The following is a 24,719-nucleotide window of genomic DNA, read 5'->3' as shown; positions in this document are numbered from 1 at the left end:
GATTATAAAGGCAATAAATAAATCTAGGTGTATATCAATTAGATGATAAAAACGGGTTTAGTTACAATAAATTAGTTGAAATCGTCTTCTTCATCATCTGTAAGGTCTGCATTGAATAGACTTTCAAACATATCAGCAAAACCAAAACCACCATTCAAATAGTTTTTGCTTACCTGAGAAAATTCGGCCAAACCGTGTAACACAAACTCCATCATTAACAAGGTTTGGTTTTCGCTTAGTTTAGGATGGAACTGTTGAACAAGTTCATGCAAACCATCTACAGCCATCAATTCTTTTTGATATTGCTTAACCGTTAAATCGTCTGCAATTTCAATGGTATTGCCTTCGGTAAACCATTCGGTTATTTTGGTATATGGATTAGCTGTTTTGCTTTTCTTAGCTCTTTCTGGATCTGGGAAATAACGGGCAAATAAATGTTTTACGGCTTTACCAATCAAGGTATGGGCTACCTTAGCCGGACCTTCTAACTCTCCTTCGTACACCAATTCTATTTTTCCCGTAACTGCAGGGATAATGCCACTAAGATCTGCCAATCGAACAAAAGTAGATTCTTCACCATTGATCAACATGCGTCGCTCTGCATTGCTGATCAGGTTTTCGTAAGCTGAAATGGTTAAACGAGCTGAAACTCCAGATTTTTGGTCAATAAACTCACTTTTTCGTGCCTCAAAGGCTACTTGTTCAATAAGATCTTTCACCAATCCATCGGCTTCGATCAAACGCTGCGATTCGGTTAATTTAGCCTCTTGGAAAGTAATCTTTCTAGAAATTTCAATTGTTCGAGGGTAATGGGTTAAGATCTGACTTTCGATCCTGTCTTTTAAAGGCGTAACAATGCTGCCACGATTAGTATAATCTTCAGGATTTGCCGTAAATACAAATTGGACATCTAAAGGCAAACGCAATTTAAAACCACGAATTTGGATATCCTTTTCTTGCAACATGTTAAACAAAGCAACTTGTATTCTAGCCTGTAAATCGGGTAGCTCGTTAATTACAAAAATGCTGCGGTGTGCTCTTGGAATTAAACCAAAGTGAATTACACGTTCGTCGTTATAGGTTAATTTTAAGGTAGCCGCTTTAATCGGGTCAACGTCGCCAATCAGATCGGCAACGGTAACATCGGGGGTAGCCAGCTTTTCGGTATAACGGTCGCTGCGGTGTTGCCAAAGAATTGGGGTTTCATCACCTTTCTCTTTGATCTCATTTTTGGCAAACCATGAAATCGGATTCAACGGGTCGTCAAAAATCTCACTACCTGCCACATAAGGAATATATTCGTCTAATAAATTAACCAATAAACGGGCAATTTTGGTTTTGGCCTGCCCACGTAAACCGAGTAATAATATATTATGACGAGATAAAATAGCCGTTTGCAATTCCGGAATTACGGTTTCTTCATAACCCAATATTCCTTCAAAACCAGCTTCTTTATTTTGGAGTTGTTTGATCAGGTTTTTTCTCAGTTCGTCTTTAACACTTAATGAGGTATAATTGGTGGCTTTTAATTCGCCTAGTGTTTTTGCTTGCATATGGTGGTATAAGGTTTTGGGTATAGGGTTAAGGTATTGGGCTTGCTGCCTTTAACCTTCGACCTTTTACCTTATCTAAAAGTTTTTCTTCTGTTTTTAATGTAATCTTCAAAAATGTACTCGCCCAAGCCAGTTAAGGAACTGTAAAAAGCTCTGCCTCCATTAATCTGTGTAAACTGTCGTACAAATTGTTGTAAATAAGGGTCCTGAGCAATCATAAAAGTAGTAATGGGGATATTTAAACGCTTACATTGTGCAGCCATATTTAAAGTTTTACCAATTACTTTTCTATCTAGGCCCATGCTGTTTTTATAGTAGCGACCATTTTCTTTTAAACAAGTAGGTTTCCCATCTGTAATCATGAAAATCTGCTTATTGTGTGTTTTTCTTCTGCGCAACAGGTCTGTAGCCAACTCCAAGCCAGCTAAGGTATTGGTATGGTATGGCCCAACCTGTAAATAAGGGAGGTCTTTGATGGTAATGGGCCAAGCATCGTTGCCAAAAACTACAATGTCTAAAGTATCTTTTGGGTATTTTGTTTTAATCAATTCGGCCAAGGCCATGGCAGTTTTTTTTGCGGGTGTAATTCTATCCTCACCGTATAAGATCATAGAGTGTGAAATATCGATCATCAACACCGTTGAAGTTAATGTTTTATAATCTTTCTCCTCCACCTCTAAATCTCTATCCGTTAAGGTAAAATCGCCAATGCCGTGGTTAATCTGTGCATTTTGGATAGAAGCTGTCATGTCTATCTGATCTAGACTGTCTCCAAAAGCGTATTCCCTACGGTCTGCATTTTTCTCTTCTCCAATGCCAGAGATATTGCTGTTGTGGTTTCCTTTTCCCGCTTTTTTAAGCTTGCCAAAAATCTCTTCTAAGGCAGATTTTCTAATGGTCTGTTCAGTTTTAGGGGTGATTTTAACTTCACCATCTTCTTCTTTCAGATAGCCCTTCTCTTTTAAGTCTTCAATAAAATCGCCCATGGCATATTCATTATTGGTAAACTTATATTGTTTGTCGAGCTCGTTCATCCATGCCAATGTTTCTCCAGCATCGCCAGCGGTATAATTGAGCAATTCGGTAAAAAGCTTTAGCAGTTCATTGAAACCACCTTTTGGCAATTCATTGGGCAGGAATTTAGAAAATTGGAATCCTCTCATTAGTTATATAAACGATGTATCGAAGGTAAAAGTTTGAGGCCACAGTATTTTAAGCCTGATGTCATTTTTGAGGCGTTTAAAGAACTGAACTTCATATCAATTGTCTACTCAAAAACTTCGCTTCCATACGGAGGGTTGGCGCCCTTTTGCGAGGCTACAAAAGCACCCACCTTACAAGCCCTATCCAAAATCTGCTCAAATGGATAACCGTTTAAATAACTAGCCAAAAAGGTAGCTAAGAAAGAATCGCCAGCCCCAACTGTATCTGCTACTTTTACCCGATAGCCTTGATGTTGATAAAGCCTGTCTTCATGTAAAACATAAGCACCCTTTTCGCCAACGGTTAAGCAGATGGTTTGTATGTTAAACAACAGCCCTAATTGTTTGAGCAGTTGCTCATCTGTACTTCCTGTTAAGTGCAATTCTGTTTGAAGATAGCGCAATTCGTGCTCATTGACTTTTAGAATGTCTGCCTCAGCCAACAATATTTTTAGTGTAGCAATGGTATAAAATGGTTCACGAAGGTTGATATCGAATACCTTAAGTTTGGCTTGTTTAATTAAGGCTAAAATGGTCTCTCTGCTTTTTTCATTGCGACAGGTTAAACTACAATACACAAAAGCATCGGCCGATTGTACTGCAGCAATTGCTGCATCTGTTAATTCAATGGCATCCCAGGCTACAGGTTCAACAATGGTATACGTAGCCTGATGTTCGGCGTCTAACGTTACTGCTACTGTACTTGTAGGTAGGGTTTTATTGAGTTGAACCAAATCGCCATTGAGGTGTTGGTCTGCTAAAAAATCGAGTAGTTCGGCTCCATGCTCATCATTACCAACGGCACTGATAAATAGGCTATTGATGCCCTGTTTATGGAGGTTTAGGGCAACATTCATAGAAGAGCCACCTGCTTTTTTCCCTTCGGGCAGTACATCCCACAATATTTCGCCTATGGCGGCAACTGTTTTTTTCATCGTATGGATAAAGGAACAATTTTATTGCTTGAAATAAAAATGAATTTATAGTTTTACCCACAAGTTTTTATTGGCGACAGGAGACAGGGTTCGATTACCTTCTTCTGCAATTAAATGATCATAGATTTAACTAACCCATCAAACCATTATGAAAAAATTAATCTTTTTGTTGCTGTTTACCCTTTCATTTAGTGCGTATGCGCAACAAAATTCAGAAAAAGAAGGCATTTTAAAAGCGTTGGAAAAAGTACGTAGCGATTGGAACAAAGGAGACCTGAATGCGTTTATGCAGGGTTACTGGAAAAGCGATAGCGTATTGTTTGTAGGGAGTAAGGGGCCTACCTATGGCTGGCAAAAAACCTTAGACAATTATAGAAAGGACTATCCGAATAAAACGGCAATGGGCACCTTGATCTTTGGGATTAAAAAAGTTGAACTTTTAACTGCCGACCAAGCTTTTGTTTTAGGAAGTTGGAATGTTAAAGTCGTAAATGCTGAGTTTAAAGGTTATTTTACCCTCTTGTTACGCAAGATTGATGGAGCTTGGAAAATTGTGGTAGACCACTCTAGCTAAGTTTTGTCAATTGTCGATATTTTTTGGTGAAATAATACAGAGAGAATAGGGTGAGTAAACAGCCAGCAACAGAAAGTAGTACTACACTGTTAGAGAAGAAAGTAACCCAGTTTAATTTAATTTTAAAAATCTCTTTGGTTAGCAATACCCCGATACTGCCTACATAACCAAAAGAATCGGCAATGTAAATTAGAAAACCCACATTGCTGGCGTACTTGAAGGTAGAGATCAACCGATCGAAAAATACTGCATTAAAGGGAATGTAAACCATGTATAAGCCAAGCCCCACTAAAGTCATCCACCAAATGGGTGCTAGTAGATTGTTTTTAAATAAGAGGGTACTGGTTCCGGCTAGGATAAAACCGATAATGATAAAGTAATGCGCACTTTTTAAAGCCAAGAAATTGTTCTTGATTAGCACCATGCTACCAATTAACAAAAGCACAATTAAAGTGATAGGGGTTTCTGTTTTAGAAAAGATAGCAGGTTGATTAAAAAAGCCCATTTCTTTCCACATCTCTGCACCAAAATTATCTCTAATGTCTCTAAATATGGTGGCAAAGCAGTAGATCAACACACAGGCCACCAGACCGCCAAAAAAATCTTTGATGAACTTTTTACGATCAGCTGGGGTCATTGGAATGCGTTCTGCACGGTAACTGATGTCTTCTGCACTTGGCGCAGGAATTTTTTCCATCAGATATACAAAAAAGATCAAGGGTAAAGAAAAAACCAATCCAGTGTAAAAAGGTACCCAAAATTCTGAGATCCCAAAATTAACCATCAGCCATGCCCCAACAGATTTAACAAAGCCCGAAGCAAAAATAAAACTTACGGCCAAGGCAGCGCCAATAAAATCAGTACTCCTTCTGCCTTCAACATAAGAAAAGACCACGCCCCACAACATCCCCAACGGGAAACCATTAACGAACAAGAAGACGATATTATAGGGTAGGGGAACGAGGGCGAAAAATAACCAACTTAACCAGGCAATACCTGTAAGTAGTAAAATGATTTGACCTCTACCGGTTCTTTTCAGTTCAGAAATATATTTAATTCCATAGAACTTGGCCAAAAGGTAGCCCAGCATCTGGCAGATGACCAAGATGGTTTTATAGCTGTAACCGGCAATACTTAAACCGTCAAAAGTGGATACGGTAAATGATTTTCTAAAGCCGAAAATCATGGTGTAGGCCAAAAACACAACAATAGCTGCGTATAAACCAGTTTTAACTTGGCTGTTTGATTTAGAAATAGTGGTCATTAATAGCAGTTTGGTTTATCGGTTAATCTTGAAAGATAAACAAAACCAAACAATACTAATGCGTATGAAACAGAGATTTTATCTTGGGCTGCCGTTTCTTAGCGCTCGCTCGGCACGTTTAACTGCGCCTTTTTCTCTCCAAATGGCATATTTCTCCTTAAAAGTCATTTTAATCAAGCTGTCAACCGCCCCATGAGTAAATAAGCTCCAAACACTGGCAATTTTACGGCTAATTGATTGATCCCAGGCTCTTAAACTTAAAGAGAACGAACCATCAACGTATTTCATCCAGTGCCACATTCCGGTAGGCATAAACAAAGTATCTCCATGTTCTAAAAACACTTCATAACCTTCGATGCCTTTAAGTGCAGGGAATTTTTCAAAATCTGGATTGTCAACTTTGTAATCTTCCAGAGCATAGGTAGCATTAGGCAAACAATACAATCTATCTTTCCATTTGTAATCGAAAAGGATAATATGCTTGCGCCCACCAAAATGCGTGTGGAAAATATGTGGTAAATCAATATCGTAGTGTAAGAAAGTAACCGAGTTTGAACCACCGAAGAACATGGCAGGCATGCTTTCGATAAAACCACCCATTAAATCTTTAGGTATTTTAATGTCGTTGATTAGGCTTGGTACTTTTTTAAACAGGTTAAAAAAGAAAATCCTTAATTCGGTTGGTTCACGTTTGATCAGGTCTAAATAATCCCCAAATTTCATATGGGCAGCAGCAGCATTGATTGGCTTTGCAGGATCAGCTTTAGAGTTATCGTAAAGAGGAACTTCCAATTCGCCGGCAATTTCTTTTAAATATTCAGTTGTCCATTTTTCTCTAGCAGGCCAATCTTTGGTCAAACCCTTAATAATTAAAGGTTTTTTCTTGTCAAGATAATTCTTTTTGAAATCTTCTCTACTAATAGTTTCTACTGTATCAACAGGTTTTAAAATAAAGCTCATAGTGTGCCAATAAATTAAGTTTTGGATTAAACTGATCAAATCATCTACCCGACACAAAAGTGTAAATTAAAATTTGAAATAAATATGATTTAGCTCATAAAATGTTAAGTCTATGATAATTTAAGGTTAGCTTAGTTTATAAAAAAAGCGCTCTAAAAATTTTAGAACGCTTTCAATCAATAGGTAAAATTGGATAACTAACTCCTTATTTTGGCATTAAAACAGTATTGATTACATGAATTACGCCATTACTTTGGAAAACATCTTTGATAGTTACTTTAGCAGTGCCTCCTTTTTCATCTTTCAACATTAGGTTTTTACCTTCCATCCAAGCCCATAATTTACCACCTTGTACAGTAGTTAATTCTGCTTTGCCTTTGCCAGCTTTAATGGCTGCTGCAATTTCTTTGCTGCCCATTTTGCCTGCCACCACATGGTAAGTTAAAATTTTAGTTAATGTTGCTTTGTTTTCTGGTTTAACCAAGGTTTCTACAGTGCCTTTTGGCAATTTCGCAAATGCTTCGTTGGTAGGTGCAAATACTGTAAACGGACCAGCGCTTTTTAAAGTTTCTACCAAGCCTGCTGCTTTTACGGCTGCAACCAAAGTGGTATGGTCTTTTGAGTTAACCGCATTGTCTACAATATCTTTAGTAGGATACATTGCAGCGCCACCAACCATTGGATTTTTTTGAGCGTGAACTTGAGTTGTAAATGCCATAGCTACTACGACAATTGCAGATAGGAATATTCTTTTCATAATCTTTTTAATTTGATATGAAAGCAGATACGGAGAATAAACCTGAGCAGATTGAAAAAAAATTAAATTAATTATAATTGATTGACAATCAATTTATTAATATAATTTTAGCTAAGTGACTTTTGCTTTTCTAATAATTTTAGAGAATAGTTTAGGGAAGAGTCTTTTGAGCAATACTCCTTTTGTTTCTTTGCCACCAATGTAAACTTCTTCTTTTTTTGCCGTAATGGCCTTGATAATTTCTTGTGCACAAAGCTCGGGTGCCATGCCGTTTGCTTGGGCGTCGTCCATGGTGCCTTGGGCCGAACCATCTGCCGTGAGGGCATTGATAGTGACATTGGTTTTAATAAAGCCCGGACAAGCCAGTAAAATATGAATATTAGGGTTGTCTATTTCTATTCTTAACGAATCAAAATAACCATGTAAAGCATGTTTGGAAGCTGAGTAGGCAGAACGAAAACGAGTGCCAAACTTACCCACCAAGCTGCTTACACAAACGATATCGCCTTCGCCTCTGGCCAACATTTGAGGAAGTACTGCTTTACTTAAAATGACCGTTCCCCAAAAATTTACCGCCATTAGGCGCTGTTCTGTAGCTAAGTCAGTATCTAAAGCCAAACTTCTCTGACTAATGCCACCACTGTTAACCAGGATGTCGATGTTCCCATAAATTCGGAGTGCATCTTCCGCTTTTCCTGGCAAGGCGGCGCCATCTGCCAAATCTAAAGACAACACATGAACATTAATTTGATCCTTGCAGTTGGCCTTTACCCTAAACAATTCATCCCGATTACGAGCAGAGATAATGAGTCTTGCCCCCATTGCATTAAATGCATAAACCAAGGCTTCTCCAATTCCAGAAGACGCACCAGTAATCCAAACAACTTTATGCTTCATATGTTAAAAAAATAATTTAGTCATCTTCTTCCGCAAAAAGTGCGGCAGCAATTCCATCAGCAAATAATTTGCCCTCGGGGGTAAGTTTAAGTAGGTTGTCGGTCAAATTCAGTTGGCCATTCTCAATAAACGGCTTTGCTTGTTTCTGGGTCAGATCGGCATAACGAGCTCCAAATTCTTTACCAATTTGATGGAGATCTGTTCCCCACATGGTTCGTAAAGAAGTCATGATATATTCGTTAAATCGATCTATCGAGCTGAGCTCTTCTACAGTTTCGGCTAGTTTTTTGTCGGCTAATAAACCTAAATATTTGGCATTGTTGGCTAGGTTGATGTAGCGCTGCTGCCCATCGAAACCATGTGCAGAAGGGCCGATGCCCAAATAAGGAATGCCTTTCCAGTAATTGGTATTGTGTACAGCATATCTATTGGGCAAACTATAGTTAGAGATCTCATAATGCTCAAAACCAGCTTTAGCCAATTGTTGGGTTAACAATACAAACTGTGCTGCACTTTGCGCATCGTCCAAGCCTATTTGTTTTCCTTTCTGTATGGCATTGGCCAAGGCCGTTTTGGCTTCGACAGTTAATGAATAGGCAGAAATATGTGGTGTTTGCAAGGTAGTTGCAGTATGGATGTTCGACAGCCATTTTTCGTCGGTTAAAATAGGGTAACCATAAATCAGGTCGATGCTCAAATTTTCGAAACCAGCATCTTGCGCTCTCTTGATACAGCTTTCAGCTTCATCAGCAGTATGCGCACGGTTCATCCAAAGCAAATCTTCATTAAAAAAAGATTGAATACCAATACTGAACCGGTTGATAGGAAGTTGGCGCAATTCCTTTATTTTTTGCGCATCCAGGTCATCTGGATTTGCTTCCAACGTAATTTCGGCAGTGGCCGAGATCGAAAAACACTCCGTAAGTGTATCAAATATCTGTTGTAAAGATTTAGCAGGTAAAACCGATGGCGTGCCCCCACCAAAATAAATGCTCCCGATCTGTTCATTAATCCTATTCTTTTTCAATCGTATTTCTGTACAAATTGCATCGGTCATTTCATCCACATACTTTAAAGAAGTGGTAAAATGAAAATCGCAATAGGTACAAGCCTTTTTACAAAAGGGAATGTGGATATATACACCAGCCATTGGACAAAGATAAATTAATTAAATCATATCATCTTTTGCTGATTGCTTTAGCTCGCATTAGGAAAACAAAATAATAAAGCACTAAATTTGTAGCGCTACAATTGATATTTTGTTGGTTTTACATGTATAAAAAAGGTGTTTGGCTTCTTTTCTTGCTCCTAACGGTTGGTATAACTTCGGTTAAGTCTAAGCAGGCGTCTTTAAAATTAGATACCAATAAACAAAATTTGGTGCTGGTTGATAGTTTAGATTCGGCACAAGTTGTAACCTCGGTAAAAGATACCATTACCCCTAAAATGTTATTGGTGCCAGATTCGTTGACCAAAGCATTGATAGCCGATAGTTTGAGCAAGGGATATGGCTTCCCGCTTTTTGATCCCGAGGGTTTGGCTAAAAGGTATTTATCTAAAACAGGGGGTATTAGTGTTTACCAAGAAGGTTCGCCTATGCCTAAAGGTGAAGTTTGGATCTTGGCCGTAATTGCAACATTGATTTTACTGTTTGCTATTTTAAAGCATACTTTTTCTAAACAGTTGGTGGCTATTGTGCAATCGTTCTTTAGCAATAGGGCCTTGGGTAATTTAAATAAAGAGGATAATTTGTTTACCTCGTGGCCATTTTTATTGTTATTTGTTCAGTTTGGCTTTACCATTGGGATGTTTTTTTACCTGATGGCACAATATAAACAGATTGATGATGTAGCCCATGGATTTCAGTTCTATGTGACCATTTCTATCCTCATTATTGTATTGTATATTTTCAAGATCATCATCTTGCGTTTGCTAGGTTATGTGTTTAATGTTCAAAAACCGGTAAATGAGTACGTCTCTATATTATATTTAAGTTATTTTAATGCGTCTTTATTGTTCATGCCCTTGGTGATTGCTTTTGCCTTGTCACCACTCAAATATGGCGTATTTTATATTGCAGTAGCCACTATTTTGTTGGCAATTATTTTTGTTTTTCAGTTTATTAGGGCTGGAATAAATATTTTATCTCATTATCGGTTTTCAAAAGTCTATTTATTTTTGTACTTTTGCACCCTCGAAATTTGCCCTATTTTAATATTAATCAAGGCAATAGGATTTTAAGAGGTAATTAGTTAAAATGCAGGAAAAGAAAGAAGATAGGTTACGTAAAGTAAAAAGTATACTGATCACTTTACCAAAGCCGGAAACAGAAAAATCGCCTTATTTTGATCTGGCAAAAAAGTACAATTTGAAAATTGATTTTAGATCATTTATTCACGTTGAAGGAGTGCCAGCTAGAGACTTTAGAAAAGATAAAGTTAATTTAGCAGATTTTACGGCGGTAGTATTTACTAGTCGTAATGCAGTTGATCATTTCTTTAGAATATGTGAAGAAATGAGATATGAAGTTCCTGCAGACCTTAAATATTTTTGCATCTCTGAATCTACAGCATTATACCTGCAGAAGTACATCCAATATAGAAAACGTAAAATTTTCTTTGGTAAACAAACTGCTTCAGATTTAGCTGAAATTTTAAAGAAACACGCAACTGAAAAATTCTTGTACCCATGTTCTGATGTGGCTACTGAAGATACCATGAACTTCCTTCAAAAAAATGGATATGATGTTACACCTGCAGTTTTATTTAAAACTGTGGTGAGCGATCTTTCTGATTTGGCAGAGGTATTTTATGATATTATTGGATTTTTCAGCCCATCAAGTATTCAATCGCTCTACATCAATTTCCCAGACTTTAAGCAAAACAATACCCGTATTGCTGCATTTGGTTCTAATACCAATAAGGCAGCAACAGATGCAGGGCAGATTGTAGATATTGCTGCGCCAAGTCCAGAAGCTCCATCAATGATCATGGCTATCGAAAACTATATTAAGAAATCTAATAAGTAGATTTCTAGTATTTTTTTCGTTCAAAGGTTCATCAGGTTAAAGTGTAGGCCCAATTATATGATGTAGTTTTACGCTAAAAAAATAGCTGTTAATTTATGGTTAATAAATTTAAGGTTAAATTAATGTGTTGTGACAGCTTAATTCGCCACAGTTGTTGATTTTTTTAGGTAAATAATTGTTTATATCAAGGATATTCGATAAAATTGCTATTAATATAACTAAGACTTTGCTTTAATTGATTTATGAGAAAAATATACTTTCTTGGTTTTTTTATCATCAGTGGTCTACTAGCAAGCTGTTCAAAAGGCGGTGCGCAAGGAGAGTTGGTGGGTGCTTTCAATAAAAAATTCAAGAATAAAACAATTCCTTTAGGGATGGTTTTTGTGCCTCAAGGAAGAACGCTAATTGGGATGACCGATGAAGATATTAATTTTTCTCAGGGTAATCCGAGCAGAATGACTTCATTTACGGCGTTTTACATGGACCAAACAGAAATTACAAATGCAGAATACCGCCAATTTGTAAACTGGGTTAGAGATTCAATCGCCATTACTTCAATGGGTCAGTCTGGTGCTCCAGGTTTATACAAAGCTCCGGCTACAACTGGGGGTGCTCCTGCAATGGGTCCACAAAATATCGATTGGGGTAAAGTAGGTGCAAATGGTATCAATCTTTGGGGTAAAAACAGCACCTACAAAGCGAAACTTCAAAACATGTATTATTCTGGTAAAGATGCTTTGCCGGGTAAAAATCAGCTTGATGTAAGAAGATTAAAATATGCTTACAGTTATGAAAGCTATGATTTAGCTGCAGCGGGTAGAAATGATCCGAACAAAAGCAGACAAGACTTTATCGAAACTTACACCGATAATCCAACACCTGGAAAAGCAAATGAGCATCCTTCTGTTAGTGTTTATCCTGATACCATGGTTTGGAAAATGGATTATTCTTATTCTCAAAATGATCCAATGGTTAAAACCTATTTTAACCACCCATCTTATGATAAATATCCAGTTGTTGGCGTAACCTGGGAGCAGGCAAATGCTTTTTGTAACTGGAGAACTTTGTTGTATCAAAATGTGGCAAACGCCAGAAAAATTCCTATCAACTCTAGAAGCGACTATCGTTTACCTACTGATCAGGAATTTGAATATGCCGCAAGAGGTGGTAAAACACAAACTAAATATCCATGGGGTGGTCCATATATCATGAACGTTAAAGGCTGCTTACAGGCAAACTTTAAGGTAGGTAGAGGTAATTACTCTGATGATGGTGGTATGTACACCGTTGATGCTAAATCTTATATGCCAAATGACTATGGTTTGTACTGCATGGCAGGAAACGTAGCCGAATGGACCAGTACCGCTTATAACCGATCGGCTACTCCTTTATTATTAGATTTTAATCCTAACTACACGAATACTGCTAAAGGCGCTAAAGTTGTTCGTGGCGGTTCTTGGAAAGACATAGGTTTCTTCCTTCAAAACTCTGTTGCAACTTATGAATACCAAGATAAACCAAGATCTTATATTGGTTTCCGTTGTGTATCTGATTTTGCTGGAAGCACACTCAACTAAATTTCAACAAGCAAAAAACTAAAACAAAACTTTTAAAAGATTATGGCAGCAAGAAAACAACCAGGATGGTTACACGTGGCAATTTCCTGGGGAGCAAGTATCGTTATTCTGGGGGCATTGGCTAAAATTATACACTTTGGTGGCTCTGCTGCCAATTATGTAATTGGCGTTGGACTTGGAGTAGAAGCATTATTGTTCTTTTTAACAGGTTTATACCCACCTGAGCCAGAATTGCCATGGGAACGCGTTTATCCTGAGTTGAGCGATAAGTTTACAGGCGAATTGCCTAAAGCAACAACCAGACCAGCAGTTGCTGCAGCAGGTTTCTCTTCTACAGCTGCTTTAGATAAAATGTTGGTTGATGCTAAAATTGGACCAGAATTGATCGAAAGTCTAGGTACAGGTTTACGTACTTTTGGCGATAAAGTAGCCACTATTTCTAATGTAACTGATGCCGCTACAGCTACCAACGAATTTACCGGAAAGATTAAAACGGCTTCTTCGAGCTTTGATAATTTAAATACTGCCTTTGGTAAAGCTACTGAACAATTGGTACAAATGGGAGAAAGCAATGTAGACTCTCAAGCTTACCATGATCAGGTAAATAACCTAGCTAAAAATTTATCAGCATTAAATGCTGTATACGAATTAGAATTGCAAGATTCTAGTGCACACTTAAAATCGATGAACAAATTCTATCAGAATTTATCATTAACAATGAACAACTTTAACGAATCGATGGAAGATTCAAAACAGTTCAAAGAAGAAGTGGGTAAATTGGCTAAAAATCTTGCGTCGTTAAATTCAATTTACGGCAATATGCTAACTGCAATGAACCAACCTCGTGTTTAATTTTTGTATAATTTTAACCAAAAAACCTAATTAAACATGGCAGGAGGAAGAGAAACGACAAGGCAGAAGATGATCAATATCATGTATTTGGTATTGCTAGCTATGCTTGCCCTAAACGTTTCAGATACAATATTAAATGCATTTAAAAATATTAACGATAGTTTAGATGCCTCTAAAACCAATGTAAGTACAAGCTTAGACCAACTTTTTAGTGCATTTCAGAATACAGAACTAAAAAATAAGCCTGAACGTGCCCAACCACTTTGGGATAAAGCCAATAAGGCCAAAGCTTACGCTGAAGAGTTGAACAAAAACATTCAAAGGCTAAAAGACGAGTTTAAAACTGCAGGAGAAGGTATTGACGAAGAAACAGGCGATTTTGTATTGAGAGACAACATGGATATTGCACAAAATATCATGATCAATAAAAAAGAAGGCGAACAGTTAAAAGCTAAGATCAATGAAACAAGGGCAAAGCTGATTTCTTTGCTGGAAACGAAAGATCAAGCTAATGTTTCTTTCTCTTTAGAAGCAAAAGATCCTGAAAAGGCAGTGAATGGCAAGAAAAAATGGGAAGACATTAACTTTGGCGAAGGCACACCTTTAACAGCGGCAAATACCATTTTAACTAAAATCCAAGCCGATCTGAAAAATGCAGAAGCAGAAATAGTTAAAAAGCTATTTAGCGGAATGAACCAGACCCAAATGACTTTAGATCGATTTAAAGCCGTTGCAGTTCCTTCTGGAAGTTACGTAATTCAAGGCCAGCCTTACAAAGCCGAGGTATTTTTAACCGCTAGCGATTCTAAATCTAATCCTGATATTTCTGTTGGCGGAACTTCATTAAATGTAAAAGAAGGTGTTGGAACTTATACAGGTGGTACCAGTAATGTAGGTTCTTTCACTTGGAAAGGTACCATTAGGGTAAAACAAGCTGATGGAGAAGTGAAGATCTATGAAACACAACCGATTACTTACCAAGTGGCTAAACCATCGGCAACAGTTTCATCTAAAAGATTAAATGTAATTTATGCCGGAATAGATAATCCATTCTCAGTTTCAGCACCAGGTTTTTCTTTAGAAAGCTTAAAAGCAAGTATCTCTGGTGGCTCATTAACAGGTAGTGCTGGTAACTACGAAGTAAATGTACCTGGTAGCATGGTTGGCAAAGAAGTAACCATTAGCGTTACCGGAACAACTGATGGGAAGAGCTTAAACCTAGGCAGTAATGTATTTAGGGTAAAACCAATTCCAAACCCAACTGCAAAATTTGCTGGAGTAATGGGAGGTATCCTTACTGGAAGCAAACTTACGAGTGGACAAGTGGTAGCTGGCATAGATAACTTTGAATTTGATGTTAAAATACCAGTACTTAAATTTACTGTTACAGTGGTTAGACCTAGACAAGAAGCACAACAATTTTTCTGTTCAGGTGGAGGTTTAAGCCCTCAGGCTAAATCAGCAATGGCTTCACTTCCATTTAGATCAACTGTTTACATTGATAATATACAGGTTCAATTGCCGGATGGCCGTACACCGATTATAAATACGATGGTATTTACCGTAAACTAAAAAATTATGAAAAGGATATTTTTTCTATTCGCATTGCTATTATTAACAGGTACTGTTTTCGCTCAGAATACAGCCCAACCTCCTGTGCAAGATAAAAAGGTAATTCCTAAAAAGAAATTGGGACCTAAAAAGGATGGTTATATCTATAAGGAGACCACAGAAGCAGATACCGTTGTACCTTACTCTGTAGTAAATAAAGAAGATGTAGCATTTACCAAACGTATCTGGAGAGAAATTGATCTGCGTGATCGTGGTAACTCTGTTTTAGCTTCGCCTAAGGTTAATTTGTTGGGTATTATTTATGAAGCCTTAAAGAATGGCGAATTGGATATGTATGCTAGCGATAATGAAGATTTTCAGACTGGAGATCCAATTAGCCAGAAAAAAATAAGTGATACCAGCAGCTCAGCTGTTGACACTGCTTTTCTAGGGGTTAATCCAAGTACCAACGAAGTAAATAGAGCAAATAATGAGTTTTTTGCAGCAAGTTATCCTATCATCAGAATTAAAGAAGATTGGATCTTAGATATCAAAAGAGGAATTTTTGAGCCACGAATTGTAGGCATTGCTCCAGTTAGAATTGATGTGAAAACTCAATTAGATAACAATGGTAACCCAGTAATGGATCCAACTACCAATACCGCAAGAGCTGATACTTTAAAAAGTGCAGTGGGTTGGTTCTATTTTGATGACCTACGTGAGATTTTGGTGAAGCATAAAATTGCCAACAATGGCAATGATAACTCTGGAATTAATTTCGACGATGTTTTTATCAGAAGATTATTCTATAGCTACATTACAAAAGAATCAAATGCTGCGGATAACAGGTTACAAGACCTATTCTTAACTTCAAAAGAAAGACTGATTGAAGCAGAAAAGATTAAGAAAAAATGGGCCGATTTTGAACAAGGCCTTTGGGAATATTAAAATAAAAGCCTCGATCATTGATCGAGGCTTTTTTATGTACTGTTGATGTTGATCAGGATTTGTAATCCTGATCTTTGTTTTAAGGTGGATTTAAAATCCACAATTACAATAGTCGAGATTATAAATCTCGACCAACAGCTTTATGCCTTAAAATAATCGTTTAAAGCAATAATCTGTTTTTTATTGAGAATTTCGGCAAGCTCTTCTGCTTTGGCTTCCTTAATTCTTTTCACAGATTTAAATTTCACCAATAGCTTGTCTGCAGTGGTTTTACCAATGCCCGGTATAATTTCAAGTTCTGTTTTAAGTGTACCCTGATCTCTTTTCTTACGGTGAAAAGTAATGCCAAAACGGTGTGCCTCATCTCGCAATTGCTGAATAACTTTTAAGGTTTCAGATTTTTTATCTAGGTATAAAGGAAAACTATCTCCAGGATAGTACAATTCTTCTAAACGCTTGGCAATGCCAATTACAGTTACCTTCTTGTCTATTCCTAGTTTCTTTAAACTGCTTACTGCAGACGATAATTGTCCCTTTCCGCCATCAATAATGATCAGTTGTGGCAATTGCTGCTCTTCTTCTAACATGCGTTTGTAGCGCCTGTAAACGGCTTCCTCCATCGTTGCAAAATCGTTGGGTCCTTCAACAGTTTTCACATTAAAATGACGGTAGTCTTTTTTACTGGGTTTGGCATCTTTAAAAACTACAATGGCAGATACTGGATACTTGCCCTGAAAGTTAGAGTTGTCAAAACATTCGATATGTTGAGGCAATTGGGTAAGCCTTAAATCCTTTTGCATCTGACTTAAAATGCGATCTGTTCTTAAATCTGGATTCAGTTTTTCGTATTGATTTAACTTTTCGCGTTTAAAGAACATTACATTTTTTTCAGACAATTCTAAGAGCTTTTTCTTTTCGCCTAATTTGGGCTCAGTAAACTTCAAATTTGAATCAACCAGTGAAATGGGAAAAGGAACGATGATCTCTTTAGAGGTACTTTTGAATTTTGTTCTAAACTCGGTAATGGCAATGGTTAAGAGTTCTTCGTCTGTTTCGTCTAAACGTTTTTTGATTTCTATGGTCTGCGTTTGGATGATGCTTCCGTTCATTACTTTAAGGTAATTGACAAAGGCATAACGCTCATCTGAGGCAATGCTAACCACATCTACATTGGTAATGGCGCTGTTAACCACGGTCGATTTGCTTTGGTATTTTTCTAACACCAATAATTTCTTTTGGTAATTATGCGCCAACTCAAAATTCAGGTCTTCGGATGCTTTTTTAACCACTTGTTTTACCTCACGGATAACGTTGCCAATTTTTCCGTTAAGGATATCTTTGATCTCCTCAATATTTTGATCGTAATCTGCTTTGGTTTGATAGTTTTGACAAGGCCCTTTGCAATTCCCAATTTGGTATTCTAGGCAAACCTTAAACTTTCCATCGTTGATATTTTGTATGGTTAGTGGAAGGTTACAAGTTCTTAAGGTATAGGTTTCTTTAATGAGGTCTAAAATGGTATGCATCATGCCAACAGAAGCATAAGGACCAAAATAGGTAGACCCGTCTTTTACCATTTTACGGGTCCAATACACACGGGGGAATGATTCTTTTTTGATGATGATCCATGGATAGGTCTTATCATCTTTAAGCATGATATTGTACCGAGGTAAATGCTTTTTGATTAAACTATTTTCAAGTAACCAAGCATCAATCTCTGTATCTACAATGGTAAAACTGATCCGTCTGATTTTAGAAACCAGCACCCTGGTTTTGCCATTCATCTGGTTGTCTTGATTGAAATAAGAACCAACCCGATTGCGTAGATCTTTAGCCTTGCCGATATAGATTAGCGTACCTTCTACATCATAATACTGGTATACACCAGGTTTATGCGGAATATCGGCCAATGCCTTTTTATGATCGAAAGCACTCATTTTTAATAAGAATGATTTGCAAAATTAGAAGCCTAATTTCTTGTCGAGTTCTGTTGTAGTCTGCTCGGGTTCTACATAATTATTACAATCGTAAACAATAGAGACACCATTTTTTGGTGGTTCAAAGTCGGCCCTACTTACTTTAAGTCCCGGATTGGCATAGATCCTTTTCATAAAACCAGCAAAAATTGGCAGGGCAGAATTGGCACCTTCACCATCTCTGGTACTTGTAAAGTGGAAAGCTCGATCTTCACAACCAGTCCAAACGCCAGTTACCAAATCGGGGCTGATGCCCATAAACCAACCATCAGAATTGTTTTGTGTAGTTCCAGTTTTTCCTCCTATTGGTGCAGTTACACCATACTTGCCTGCTAATCTCCATCCAGTACCTCCAGTAATTACCCCTCTTAGCATTCTGGTCATTACATAGGCTATTTCTTCATTCATTACCACTTTAATGGTCGGTTTGCTATCGTAAAGTACGATGCCATTTTTATCTTCAATTTTTAAGATATAAGTGGGTTGGGTCCATGTACCCTTGTTGGCAAATACGCTATAAGCACCCACCATATCATATACAGAGGCATCAAAAGAACCTAAACAGATAGATGGTACCGCAGGTACATCGCTTGTGATACCCATTTTCTTCGCTTCTACAGCTACCGCATCAGCACCCACTATATTCATAAGGTAGGCCGCAATATAATTTTGAGAATTGGCCAGAGCCTTTAACAAGGTGATGTTGCCAGATAGGGTACCAGAAGAACGAGGGGTCCAGTCGGGGCTACCCGGGGTTGAAATGGTTACAGGTACATTTGGCACCGATAAACAAGGTGAGATCCCATTTTCAATGGCAACTGCATAAGTAAATGGTTTGGCTGTTGAGCCCACTTGGCGGGTACCCATCTTTACTTGATCATATTTAAAATGCTCGTAGTTAATTCCACCTACCCAAGCTTTAATGTATCCAGTTTTAGGATCCATTGCCATCATCGCATTGCGCAATAGCAATTTGTAATATTTTACCGAATCAATAGGTTTCATCAACGTATCGATATTGCCTTTCCAAGTAAAAATGGTCAATCGGGAAGGGGTATTGAAATCAGTGTTGATCTCTTCGTCAGATTTTCCTTCTAGCTTTAATGATTTATAGCGGTCAGAACGTTTAACCCCTTGATCAATCACCATTTCGATATCTTTTCCCTTAAAAGGATTTCTACCTTTCCAACTGTTACTAAACTGTTGCTGAAGAACTTTCATGTACTCTTTTTGAGCCTCTTCAGCATATACTTGCATATCGTAGTTAATGGTGGTGGTAATTTTTAAACCATCTCTATCTAAATCGTAAGGGGTACCATTTTTGGTAATCGATCTTTCTTCCAATATTTTTTTAACCTCTGTTTTTAAAACAGCCCTAAAATAAGGGGCAATGCCATCATTGGTAGTGGCTGGGGTAAAACGTAAACCTAGTGGTTTGTCTTTAACCGAATCAAAGTCTTCGGCAGTCAATAGATCTGCCTTCACCATTAAAGCCATTACCGTATTTCTTCTGGTCAGTGCACGATCTGGATTTTTAGTAGGCGAGTAACGGGTAATCCCTCTTTGGATACCTACCAGAACAGCAGCCTGAGGTACCGTTAATTTATCTGGTGTGGTATTGAAATAAACTCTTGCTGCCGATTTAATGCCATAAGCCTGGTTACCAAAATCGACCGTGTTGAGGTACATGGTAATAATTTCTTCTTTGGTATAGTTACGTTCTAGCTTAACGGCAATTACCCATTCCTGAAATTTCTGAATAATTCTTTTGAAATAGTTTTTTTGTCTGCCCTCTTCAGAAAATAAGTTAAGCGCCAATTGTTGTGTAATGGTACTTCCACCTTGTTTTTTGCCCATCATGGCATAAAAGAAGATGGTAAATGTTCTTTTGAAATCTATACCAGAGTGAGAACGGAAACGAACATCCTCGGTAGCAATTAAAGCATTAACTACGTTTGGAGAAATCTGACTATAGTTGACATTTGAACGATTTTTTACAAAATAAGTGCCCAACACCTTGCCATCTTCAGACATAATTTCTGTGGCTTCATTGCTTTTAGGATGCTCAATTGCCCTAAAAGAAGGAATATCTCCAAATAGGCCATAACCAATAGCAACAATAAAAAGCGCAAATACAACCATTCCGCCAATCAACAGCTTCCAAAGCCTATGGTTATATTTCTTAATGCTTTCTGGGGTTAAGGATTTACTCATTTTATATTAAAAGTTGTTCTTGAAAAACTCAAGATATCTATTTATAGTTTCTTTATTTTTTAACTTATCGAAGTTTTCTTTACTGATATAAAAACCTCTGTAGGTATTGGCAGGTACTTTCATGATTTTTGATAACTGCGAAGTAATACCTTCATAATATTCTTTTGCTTCTTCTAAACTTCCAAAATTACCCACATAGATCAATTGATTTTCTGTAAGCTCAGTTAATTGGTGCTTTAAGTTGTTGCCTGCATAGTTTCCTCTATTGAACTGCCCAACTCCAAAACGAGACGAACTTAAGCTTACACTCACATCTGCTACATCTATAACGTAATAATAGGTTTTAGATTCTCCTAAGCTGAAAAAATTATCTACAGGTTTGACTGGGGCATCAGTTTTCGGCTCAACTTTCGGTTCAACTTTTGTTTCTGGTGGGGTAATTTGTACCGGTGGATTAACCACTGGCGCAGTAACTGCAGGTGGTGTTACCACTGTGGTTGGTGGCACCACATTAGGTTTTGGCTGTTCTACAGGTTTAACTATTGGTTTTGGCTCGCCTTGTGCCATAAAAGGAGGCTCAGTTGAATCAAAATCTATCAATGCAATTTTTCTTGGTTTAAAGGTAGCCAAATTGGCATTGATATAAGCAACATGGTCTTTTACCAATGGACTGATCAACTGGTCATTTGGATATTGGGCAAGTATGGCATTAAATGCGGTCAATAAACTATCTACTGCTTGGGTACGGCCAATTGCTATTGCTTTTAAATATTCGTATTGAGCTTGCAAGGCGTTACCAGGAAAGCGTTGATTGGTTTGATTAACTGCTGTAATTACCGTAGGGAATTCCTTTTTCTCATAATCTTTAAAAACAGCATTGTAAATCTTGTTAACTTCTAGATCTAATGCATTTTGCTTGGTTGAGAAGTTAGGGTCTAAAATGGTTTTAGCATAAACAGAATTAGCGTATTTAGTTAATACCAAGTTTTTATAATGATCAGCCTTCGCTTGGTCTACATTTTTATAGCCTAGATATAAACTATAATAGATCACCTCTAAATGTTTGTTCTGAGGATACCTAGCCAACAAGAGCTCATAAATTTTAACGGCCTCTGCTTGGTCTTCTAATACTTGTTGGTAAAAACCTGCTATTTCAAAATAGGCCTCAATAATCAGCTCATCAGATTTGCGCATCAATTCTGGTGTAAGCGGAAGTAAGGCTTTATAGTCTTTAATTAAGGTAACTTTATCTGTGGCTCCTGTATTTTGTGTATTGCTGCTGGTAGTTCCATTGGTGCCTATAGCTGCAGTTAAATTTTGCTGGTTAATTTGAGAAGAAGATTTAACACTCTGTCTCCAGTTGTCTTCCAAACTTCTGTTGCCCCATCTTTTCTTAAAATCGGTAAAGCCCTTGCTAATTGCAGTAATGTTGTTAAAATAAAAGGTATTGTTTTGATTTCTGGTATTGCTGCCATTAACATCAGATCTGATTACTTTTCCATTGTCGGCAATAGCAACTGTTGTTGCCATCTCTTTTTTGGGTTCGAACATCACATCCAGTTTCTTTTCTCGGTCTTGTTCAGACATTCTGGCAATCAATTGGAGTGTATCTTGCGCAGCAATAAGTTGATATCTCTGTGTTAGATATTCTAGATTTTGAGCTTTTTTAACAATAGCCTCATAATTAGGATAGTTTTTAGGCAGGGTAGTTACTGCGCTATCATAATAAAGTTTTGCATTTACATAATCTTTCAGGTCTTTAAAGTTGAGGTCTGCAATCTTTAAATAAGATAACCCTTTTTGGTTTTGGTTGATGGTGCTTTTTCGAGCTGAAAGTTTATAATACTCCACGGCTTTTTTATATTCCTGATCAGCATAGTAATCTTGGGCTACTTCATAATAGATCTGGTCAGTATAGTCGAAGTTTTTATCATCTTTTATTAATTTAAGCAATAGCTCCTTCCTATTGGAGGTTTTATCATTTAAAAAATCATTGATACGGATTTTGCTCAATTTGGCATTAAAATACATTTCGAAAGAAGCATTGCTATTTTCTACTTTCGTATAATTGCGCAAACTTGGCAGGTAATCCTTTTCGTGCTCATAAAGTTGCGCCAAAATATAAGGCCACCTGGTTCGGCTCTGTACCTTTCCTGTTGCTTTGATTGCTTTTTCTAAATAAGTAATGGCTTCCTTATAGTTGTATTTATAGATGCTCATTTGGGCCAATGTTGCCAATGGCTCTGCCTTTTCACTCTTTACTGAATCTAACAATACCTTAACCGAATCCAAAATTTTAGTGGCGGCTTCATAATTGTTCAGCTGCATTAAACTTCTGGCTTTCCAGTTAAGTGAGGTTAATAAAATCTTTTTATTCTTTTTATAGGTTTTGGCGGTATAGTCAAAATATTCTACAGCATTAAAATAGCTGCCCTTATAAAAATTAGTTTTACCCAATAAAATATAGGCCTCGTCAATATAATTGCTCAATGCTTTTTCACTTACAATGGTTTGAGCCTTTGCGGTAATGTCATCAAGCTCTTTAGAATTGCCAACGGCAGATCCAGTTCCGATATAATCTATAGTTGCAGGAGCAATGTATACGGCTAAAAAGTTGTCGTAATTATCTTTATTGCTTTGAGAGAGCTCATCTTGATAATTGGCCAATAAAACATTTGAGTTGTAAATGTAGTTATAACGAGCGGATAGGTTTTGTAAGCCTCTATTTGTGGCAGTATTTTTTTGCGAAGAACAACCGTTAAATAAGGCTATGCTTAGGCAAGTAAATATAATTTTTAGGCTGAGTTTTGCGTAGTTGTTCAAGAATATAGGGTTGTGTATTTATCTTACAATATAACAAAATGTATGCAAAAATATTTTATTCGGCAATAAATTCTCAATATTTAAGCTATATTTTTATTTTAATTATTTTTATGACAGATCCTGAAGAGCAACAAAATACAAAACAGGCTACTAATTTTGCTAAATATACTGGAATTGCATTTCAGATGCTAGCCACTATTGGTGTGTTTGCGTTTATTGGTCATCAAATTGATGAGCATAGAAAAAGCCAAAAACCTATCTTTACAGCATTGCTAGGGCTGTTGGGGGTTGTCGTTTCTCTATTTCAGGTGGTACGCTCCTTAACAAAAAAGGACAAATAGAATAAAAACTTGTTCAATCTTCAATTGGAACAAGGTATCTAGATTCAATTTAGCCATAAAAATTTTAGAAAAGCAGGGCCAGTAGATCTATTTAGCGCTAGCCCCGCTTTACACTGTAGCCCTCGTTCCTCGGGGCTGTCGTTTCAGGTTTATCTAGCAAAGGTAGTGGCTCTAGACAAGGTTACAACCTTAAATAGTTGTACCAACCTGCGTTCATTAAACGGGATTGAAATGGAAATCCTTTTTGTATGCTGAGTTTAGTTTATACCGAGTTTACCGAAGTACAAAAAGATTGGAATGTAAAGCCCGGCTAATGTTAAAAAGCACGTAGCAACCTGCTTTCATAAAACCTCACAAAGCACCAATCATATTTATAGAAATCTTAGAAAAACATGGTTAGTACTTCTTCGGTCAGGTACAGTCCTGCTTTGCACTCCTGCCGAAGAAAAATCGGCATCCATTCCAATCAGGTTTATATAACAAAGCCACAGGTTCTTGGCAAAAACAGCTCTAAATAGTAGTATAGGCCTGCGTATACTAAACGGGATTGAAATGGAAATCCTTTTTGTATGCTCAGCTTAGTTTACCGAAGTATCGAAGCACAAAAAGATTGGAATGTAAAGCCCGGATAGCCTTAAAAAGAGCAAAAAAACTTGCTTTTCTGAACTCTTAGCAGACATATCCTATCCACAGCTTGTTTTTTATAGAGATGTGATCGCTATGAGGTTATTATTAAATGGCTCTTGTATCCTAATAACATCTTTTATAGCTTTCTTATTTAATTAGAATGCTTTCGGCTGTTTCCTTGTTCTTTCAGTCTTATGCTTTAAGCTTTATGCTTTCAGCATAATAAGTTACCTTTGCAGAAAAATTAAAGTTTTGAGTATTCCACGTTTTATTTTATACTACTTCATATATACTGGAGTTTTAGCAGGTATTGCTATTGCGTTGCCAATTATTTTTCCAGATGTAAAACTGTTAGCCAATAAATTTTGGTTAATTTTTGGGTTTTTAGGGGGGCTAACTTTTGTAGCTTATCTATTGGCATTTATTGGCATCAAACGCAACCCAGAAACAGGTGTTTTAGCCATAATGGGGTCTATTGCGGTAAAGATGCTTTTTTCTATGGCTTTTGTGTTGATTTACAGCTTAAACCATAAAGGAAAGGACCTTGTTTTTGTGTTCAATTTTTTTTCTTTATATTTATTGTTCACCTTCTTTGAAATATACGGTTTGTTACGTAACTTGCGCCACCAAAATAAATAGT

The 24,719-nt window shown here is 37.2% G+C and carries 20 protein-coding genes; 9 read left to right on the top strand and 11 right to left on the bottom strand.

Annotated features, from left to right (window positions below):
* Positions 1 to 71 precede the first annotated feature (71 nt).
* The 3 genes from AQF98_RS13690 to AQF98_RS13680 form a co-directional block, all read right to left on the bottom strand.
* Positions 72 to 1,553, bottom strand: coding sequence for a sigma 54-interacting transcriptional regulator (locus tag AQF98_RS13690; protein ID WP_055132507.1), 1,482 nt, complete (start codon positions 1,551 to 1,553; stop codon positions 72 to 74).
* Between the two features lie 71 nt (positions 1,554 to 1,624).
* Positions 1,625 to 2,716 carry a VWA domain-containing protein gene (locus AQF98_RS13685; RefSeq protein WP_055132506.1) on the bottom strand — a complete coding sequence of 364 codons (1,092 nt, stop codon included), beginning with the start codon at positions 2,714 to 2,716 and terminating at the stop codon, positions 1,625 to 1,627.
* A 104-nt stretch (positions 2,717 to 2,820) separates the two neighbouring features.
* Positions 2,821 to 3,690, bottom strand: coding sequence for a carbohydrate kinase (locus AQF98_RS13680; protein ID WP_055132505.1), 870 nt, complete (start codon positions 3,688 to 3,690; stop codon positions 2,821 to 2,823).
* A gap of 148 nt (positions 3,691 to 3,838) precedes the next feature.
* On the opposite strand from AQF98_RS13680, the gene AQF98_RS13675 reads away from it, so the two are divergent.
* Complete coding sequence (locus tag AQF98_RS13675; protein ID WP_055132504.1) at positions 3,839 to 4,264, top strand: DUF4440 domain-containing protein; 426 nt, start codon at positions 3,839 to 3,841, stop codon at positions 4,262 to 4,264.
* On the opposite strand, the gene AQF98_RS13670 is transcribed toward AQF98_RS13675, so the two are convergent.
* The 5 genes from AQF98_RS13670 to hemW form a co-directional block, all read right to left on the bottom strand.
* Positions 4,257 to 5,528, bottom strand: a complete 1,272-nt coding sequence (locus AQF98_RS13670; RefSeq protein WP_055132503.1) for a DUF5690 family protein — start codon at positions 5,526 to 5,528, stop codon at positions 4,257 to 4,259. The two genes, AQF98_RS13675 and AQF98_RS13670, sit on opposite strands and share 8 nt — an antisense overlap.
* Before the next feature lie 78 nt (positions 5,529 to 5,606).
* Complete coding sequence (locus tag AQF98_RS13665; RefSeq protein WP_055132502.1) at positions 5,607 to 6,488, bottom strand: cupin-like domain-containing protein; 882 nt, start codon at positions 6,486 to 6,488, stop codon at positions 5,607 to 5,609.
* 205 nt (positions 6,489 to 6,693) lie between these two features.
* The gene (locus AQF98_RS13660; protein ID WP_082435057.1) at positions 6,694 to 7,245 is read right to left on the bottom strand and encodes a fasciclin domain-containing protein; all 552 of its coding nucleotides are present in this window, start codon (positions 7,243 to 7,245) and stop codon (positions 6,694 to 6,696) included.
* Between the two features lie 111 nt (positions 7,246 to 7,356).
* Positions 7,357 to 8,142 (bottom strand): SDR family oxidoreductase, encoded by a 786-nt coding sequence (locus AQF98_RS13655; protein ID WP_055132500.1) that lies wholly within the window; start codon positions 8,140 to 8,142, stop codon positions 7,357 to 7,359.
* Positions 8,143 to 8,158: 16 nt separating this feature from the next.
* The gene (hemW, locus tag AQF98_RS13650) at positions 8,159 to 9,292 is read right to left on the bottom strand and encodes a radical SAM family heme chaperone HemW (RefSeq protein ID WP_055132499.1); all 1,134 of its coding nucleotides are present in this window, start codon (positions 9,290 to 9,292) and stop codon (positions 8,159 to 8,161) included.
* Positions 9,293 to 9,414: 122 nt separating this feature from the next.
* On the opposite strand from hemW, the gene AQF98_RS13645 reads away from it, so the two are divergent.
* The 6 genes from AQF98_RS13645 to gldN all read left to right on the top strand — a co-directional run bounded on the left by AQF98_RS13645 (position 9,415) and on the right by gldN (position 16,098).
* Complete coding sequence (locus AQF98_RS13645; protein ID WP_082435056.1) at positions 9,415 to 10,383, top strand: DUF4271 domain-containing protein; 969 nt, start codon at positions 9,415 to 9,417, stop codon at positions 10,381 to 10,383.
* Positions 10,384 to 10,399: 16 nt separating this feature from the next.
* Positions 10,400 to 11,170, top strand: a complete 771-nt coding sequence (locus tag AQF98_RS13640) for a uroporphyrinogen-III synthase (protein ID WP_055132498.1) — start codon at positions 10,400 to 10,402, stop codon at positions 11,168 to 11,170.
* A gap of 242 nt (positions 11,171 to 11,412) precedes the next feature.
* On the top strand, positions 11,413 to 12,747 hold the full coding sequence (locus AQF98_RS13635; protein WP_055132497.1) for an SUMF1/EgtB/PvdO family nonheme iron enzyme: 1,335 nt from the start codon (positions 11,413 to 11,415) through the stop codon (positions 12,745 to 12,747).
* A gap of 42 nt (positions 12,748 to 12,789) precedes the next feature.
* Complete coding sequence (gene gldL / locus AQF98_RS13630) at positions 12,790 to 13,599, top strand: gliding motility protein GldL (protein WP_055132496.1); 810 nt, start codon at positions 12,790 to 12,792, stop codon at positions 13,597 to 13,599.
* A gap of 36 nt (positions 13,600 to 13,635) precedes the next feature.
* Positions 13,636 to 15,171, top strand: coding sequence for a gliding motility protein GldM (gene gldM / locus AQF98_RS13625; RefSeq protein ID WP_055132495.1), 1,536 nt, complete (start codon positions 13,636 to 13,638; stop codon positions 15,169 to 15,171).
* A gap of 6 nt (positions 15,172 to 15,177) precedes the next feature.
* Complete coding sequence (gldN, locus tag AQF98_RS13620; RefSeq protein WP_055132494.1) at positions 15,178 to 16,098, top strand: gliding motility protein GldN; 921 nt, start codon at positions 15,178 to 15,180, stop codon at positions 16,096 to 16,098.
* A gap of 140 nt (positions 16,099 to 16,238) precedes the next feature.
* Here gldN and uvrC read toward each other — a convergent pair whose 3' ends face one another.
* Genes uvrC through AQF98_RS13605 form a run of 3 tightly spaced genes read right to left on the bottom strand, consistent with a single transcriptional unit; the run spans position 16,239 to position 23,111 of the window.
* Positions 16,239 to 18,035 (bottom strand): excinuclease ABC subunit UvrC, encoded by a 1,797-nt coding sequence (gene uvrC, locus AQF98_RS13615; RefSeq protein ID WP_055132493.1) that lies wholly within the window; start codon positions 18,033 to 18,035, stop codon positions 16,239 to 16,241.
* A 24-nt stretch (positions 18,036 to 18,059) separates the two neighbouring features.
* Positions 18,060 to 20,288: a transglycosylase domain-containing protein gene (locus tag AQF98_RS13610; RefSeq protein ID WP_055132492.1), complete on the bottom strand. Its 2,229-nt coding sequence runs from the start codon at positions 20,286 to 20,288 to the stop codon at positions 18,060 to 18,062.
* A 6-nt stretch (positions 20,289 to 20,294) separates the two neighbouring features.
* Complete coding sequence (locus AQF98_RS13605; protein WP_055132491.1) at positions 20,295 to 23,111, bottom strand: hypothetical protein; 2,817 nt, start codon at positions 23,109 to 23,111, stop codon at positions 20,295 to 20,297.
* 38 nt (positions 23,112 to 23,149) lie between these two features.
* On the opposite strand from AQF98_RS13605, the gene AQF98_RS13600 reads away from it, so the two are divergent.
* Both AQF98_RS13600 and AQF98_RS13595 read left to right on the top strand, forming a co-directional pair.
* The gene (locus AQF98_RS13600) at positions 23,150 to 23,452 is read left to right on the top strand and encodes an AtpZ/AtpI family protein (protein WP_235524231.1); all 303 of its coding nucleotides are present in this window, start codon (positions 23,150 to 23,152) and stop codon (positions 23,450 to 23,452) included.
* Between the two features lie 879 nt (positions 23,453 to 24,331).
* Positions 24,332 to 24,718, top strand: coding sequence for a hypothetical protein (locus AQF98_RS13595; protein ID WP_055132490.1), 387 nt, complete (start codon positions 24,332 to 24,334; stop codon positions 24,716 to 24,718).
* Position 24,719: the final 1 nt, after the last annotated feature.

Origin of the sequence: Pedobacter sp. Hv1 (assembly GCF_001412215.1) — a bacterium.
GTDB lineage: Bacteria > Bacteroidota > Bacteroidia > Sphingobacteriales > Sphingobacteriaceae > Pedobacter.
Note: the sequence above shows the minus strand (reverse complement) of the source record. Positions and strands in the feature narration are given on the sequence as shown.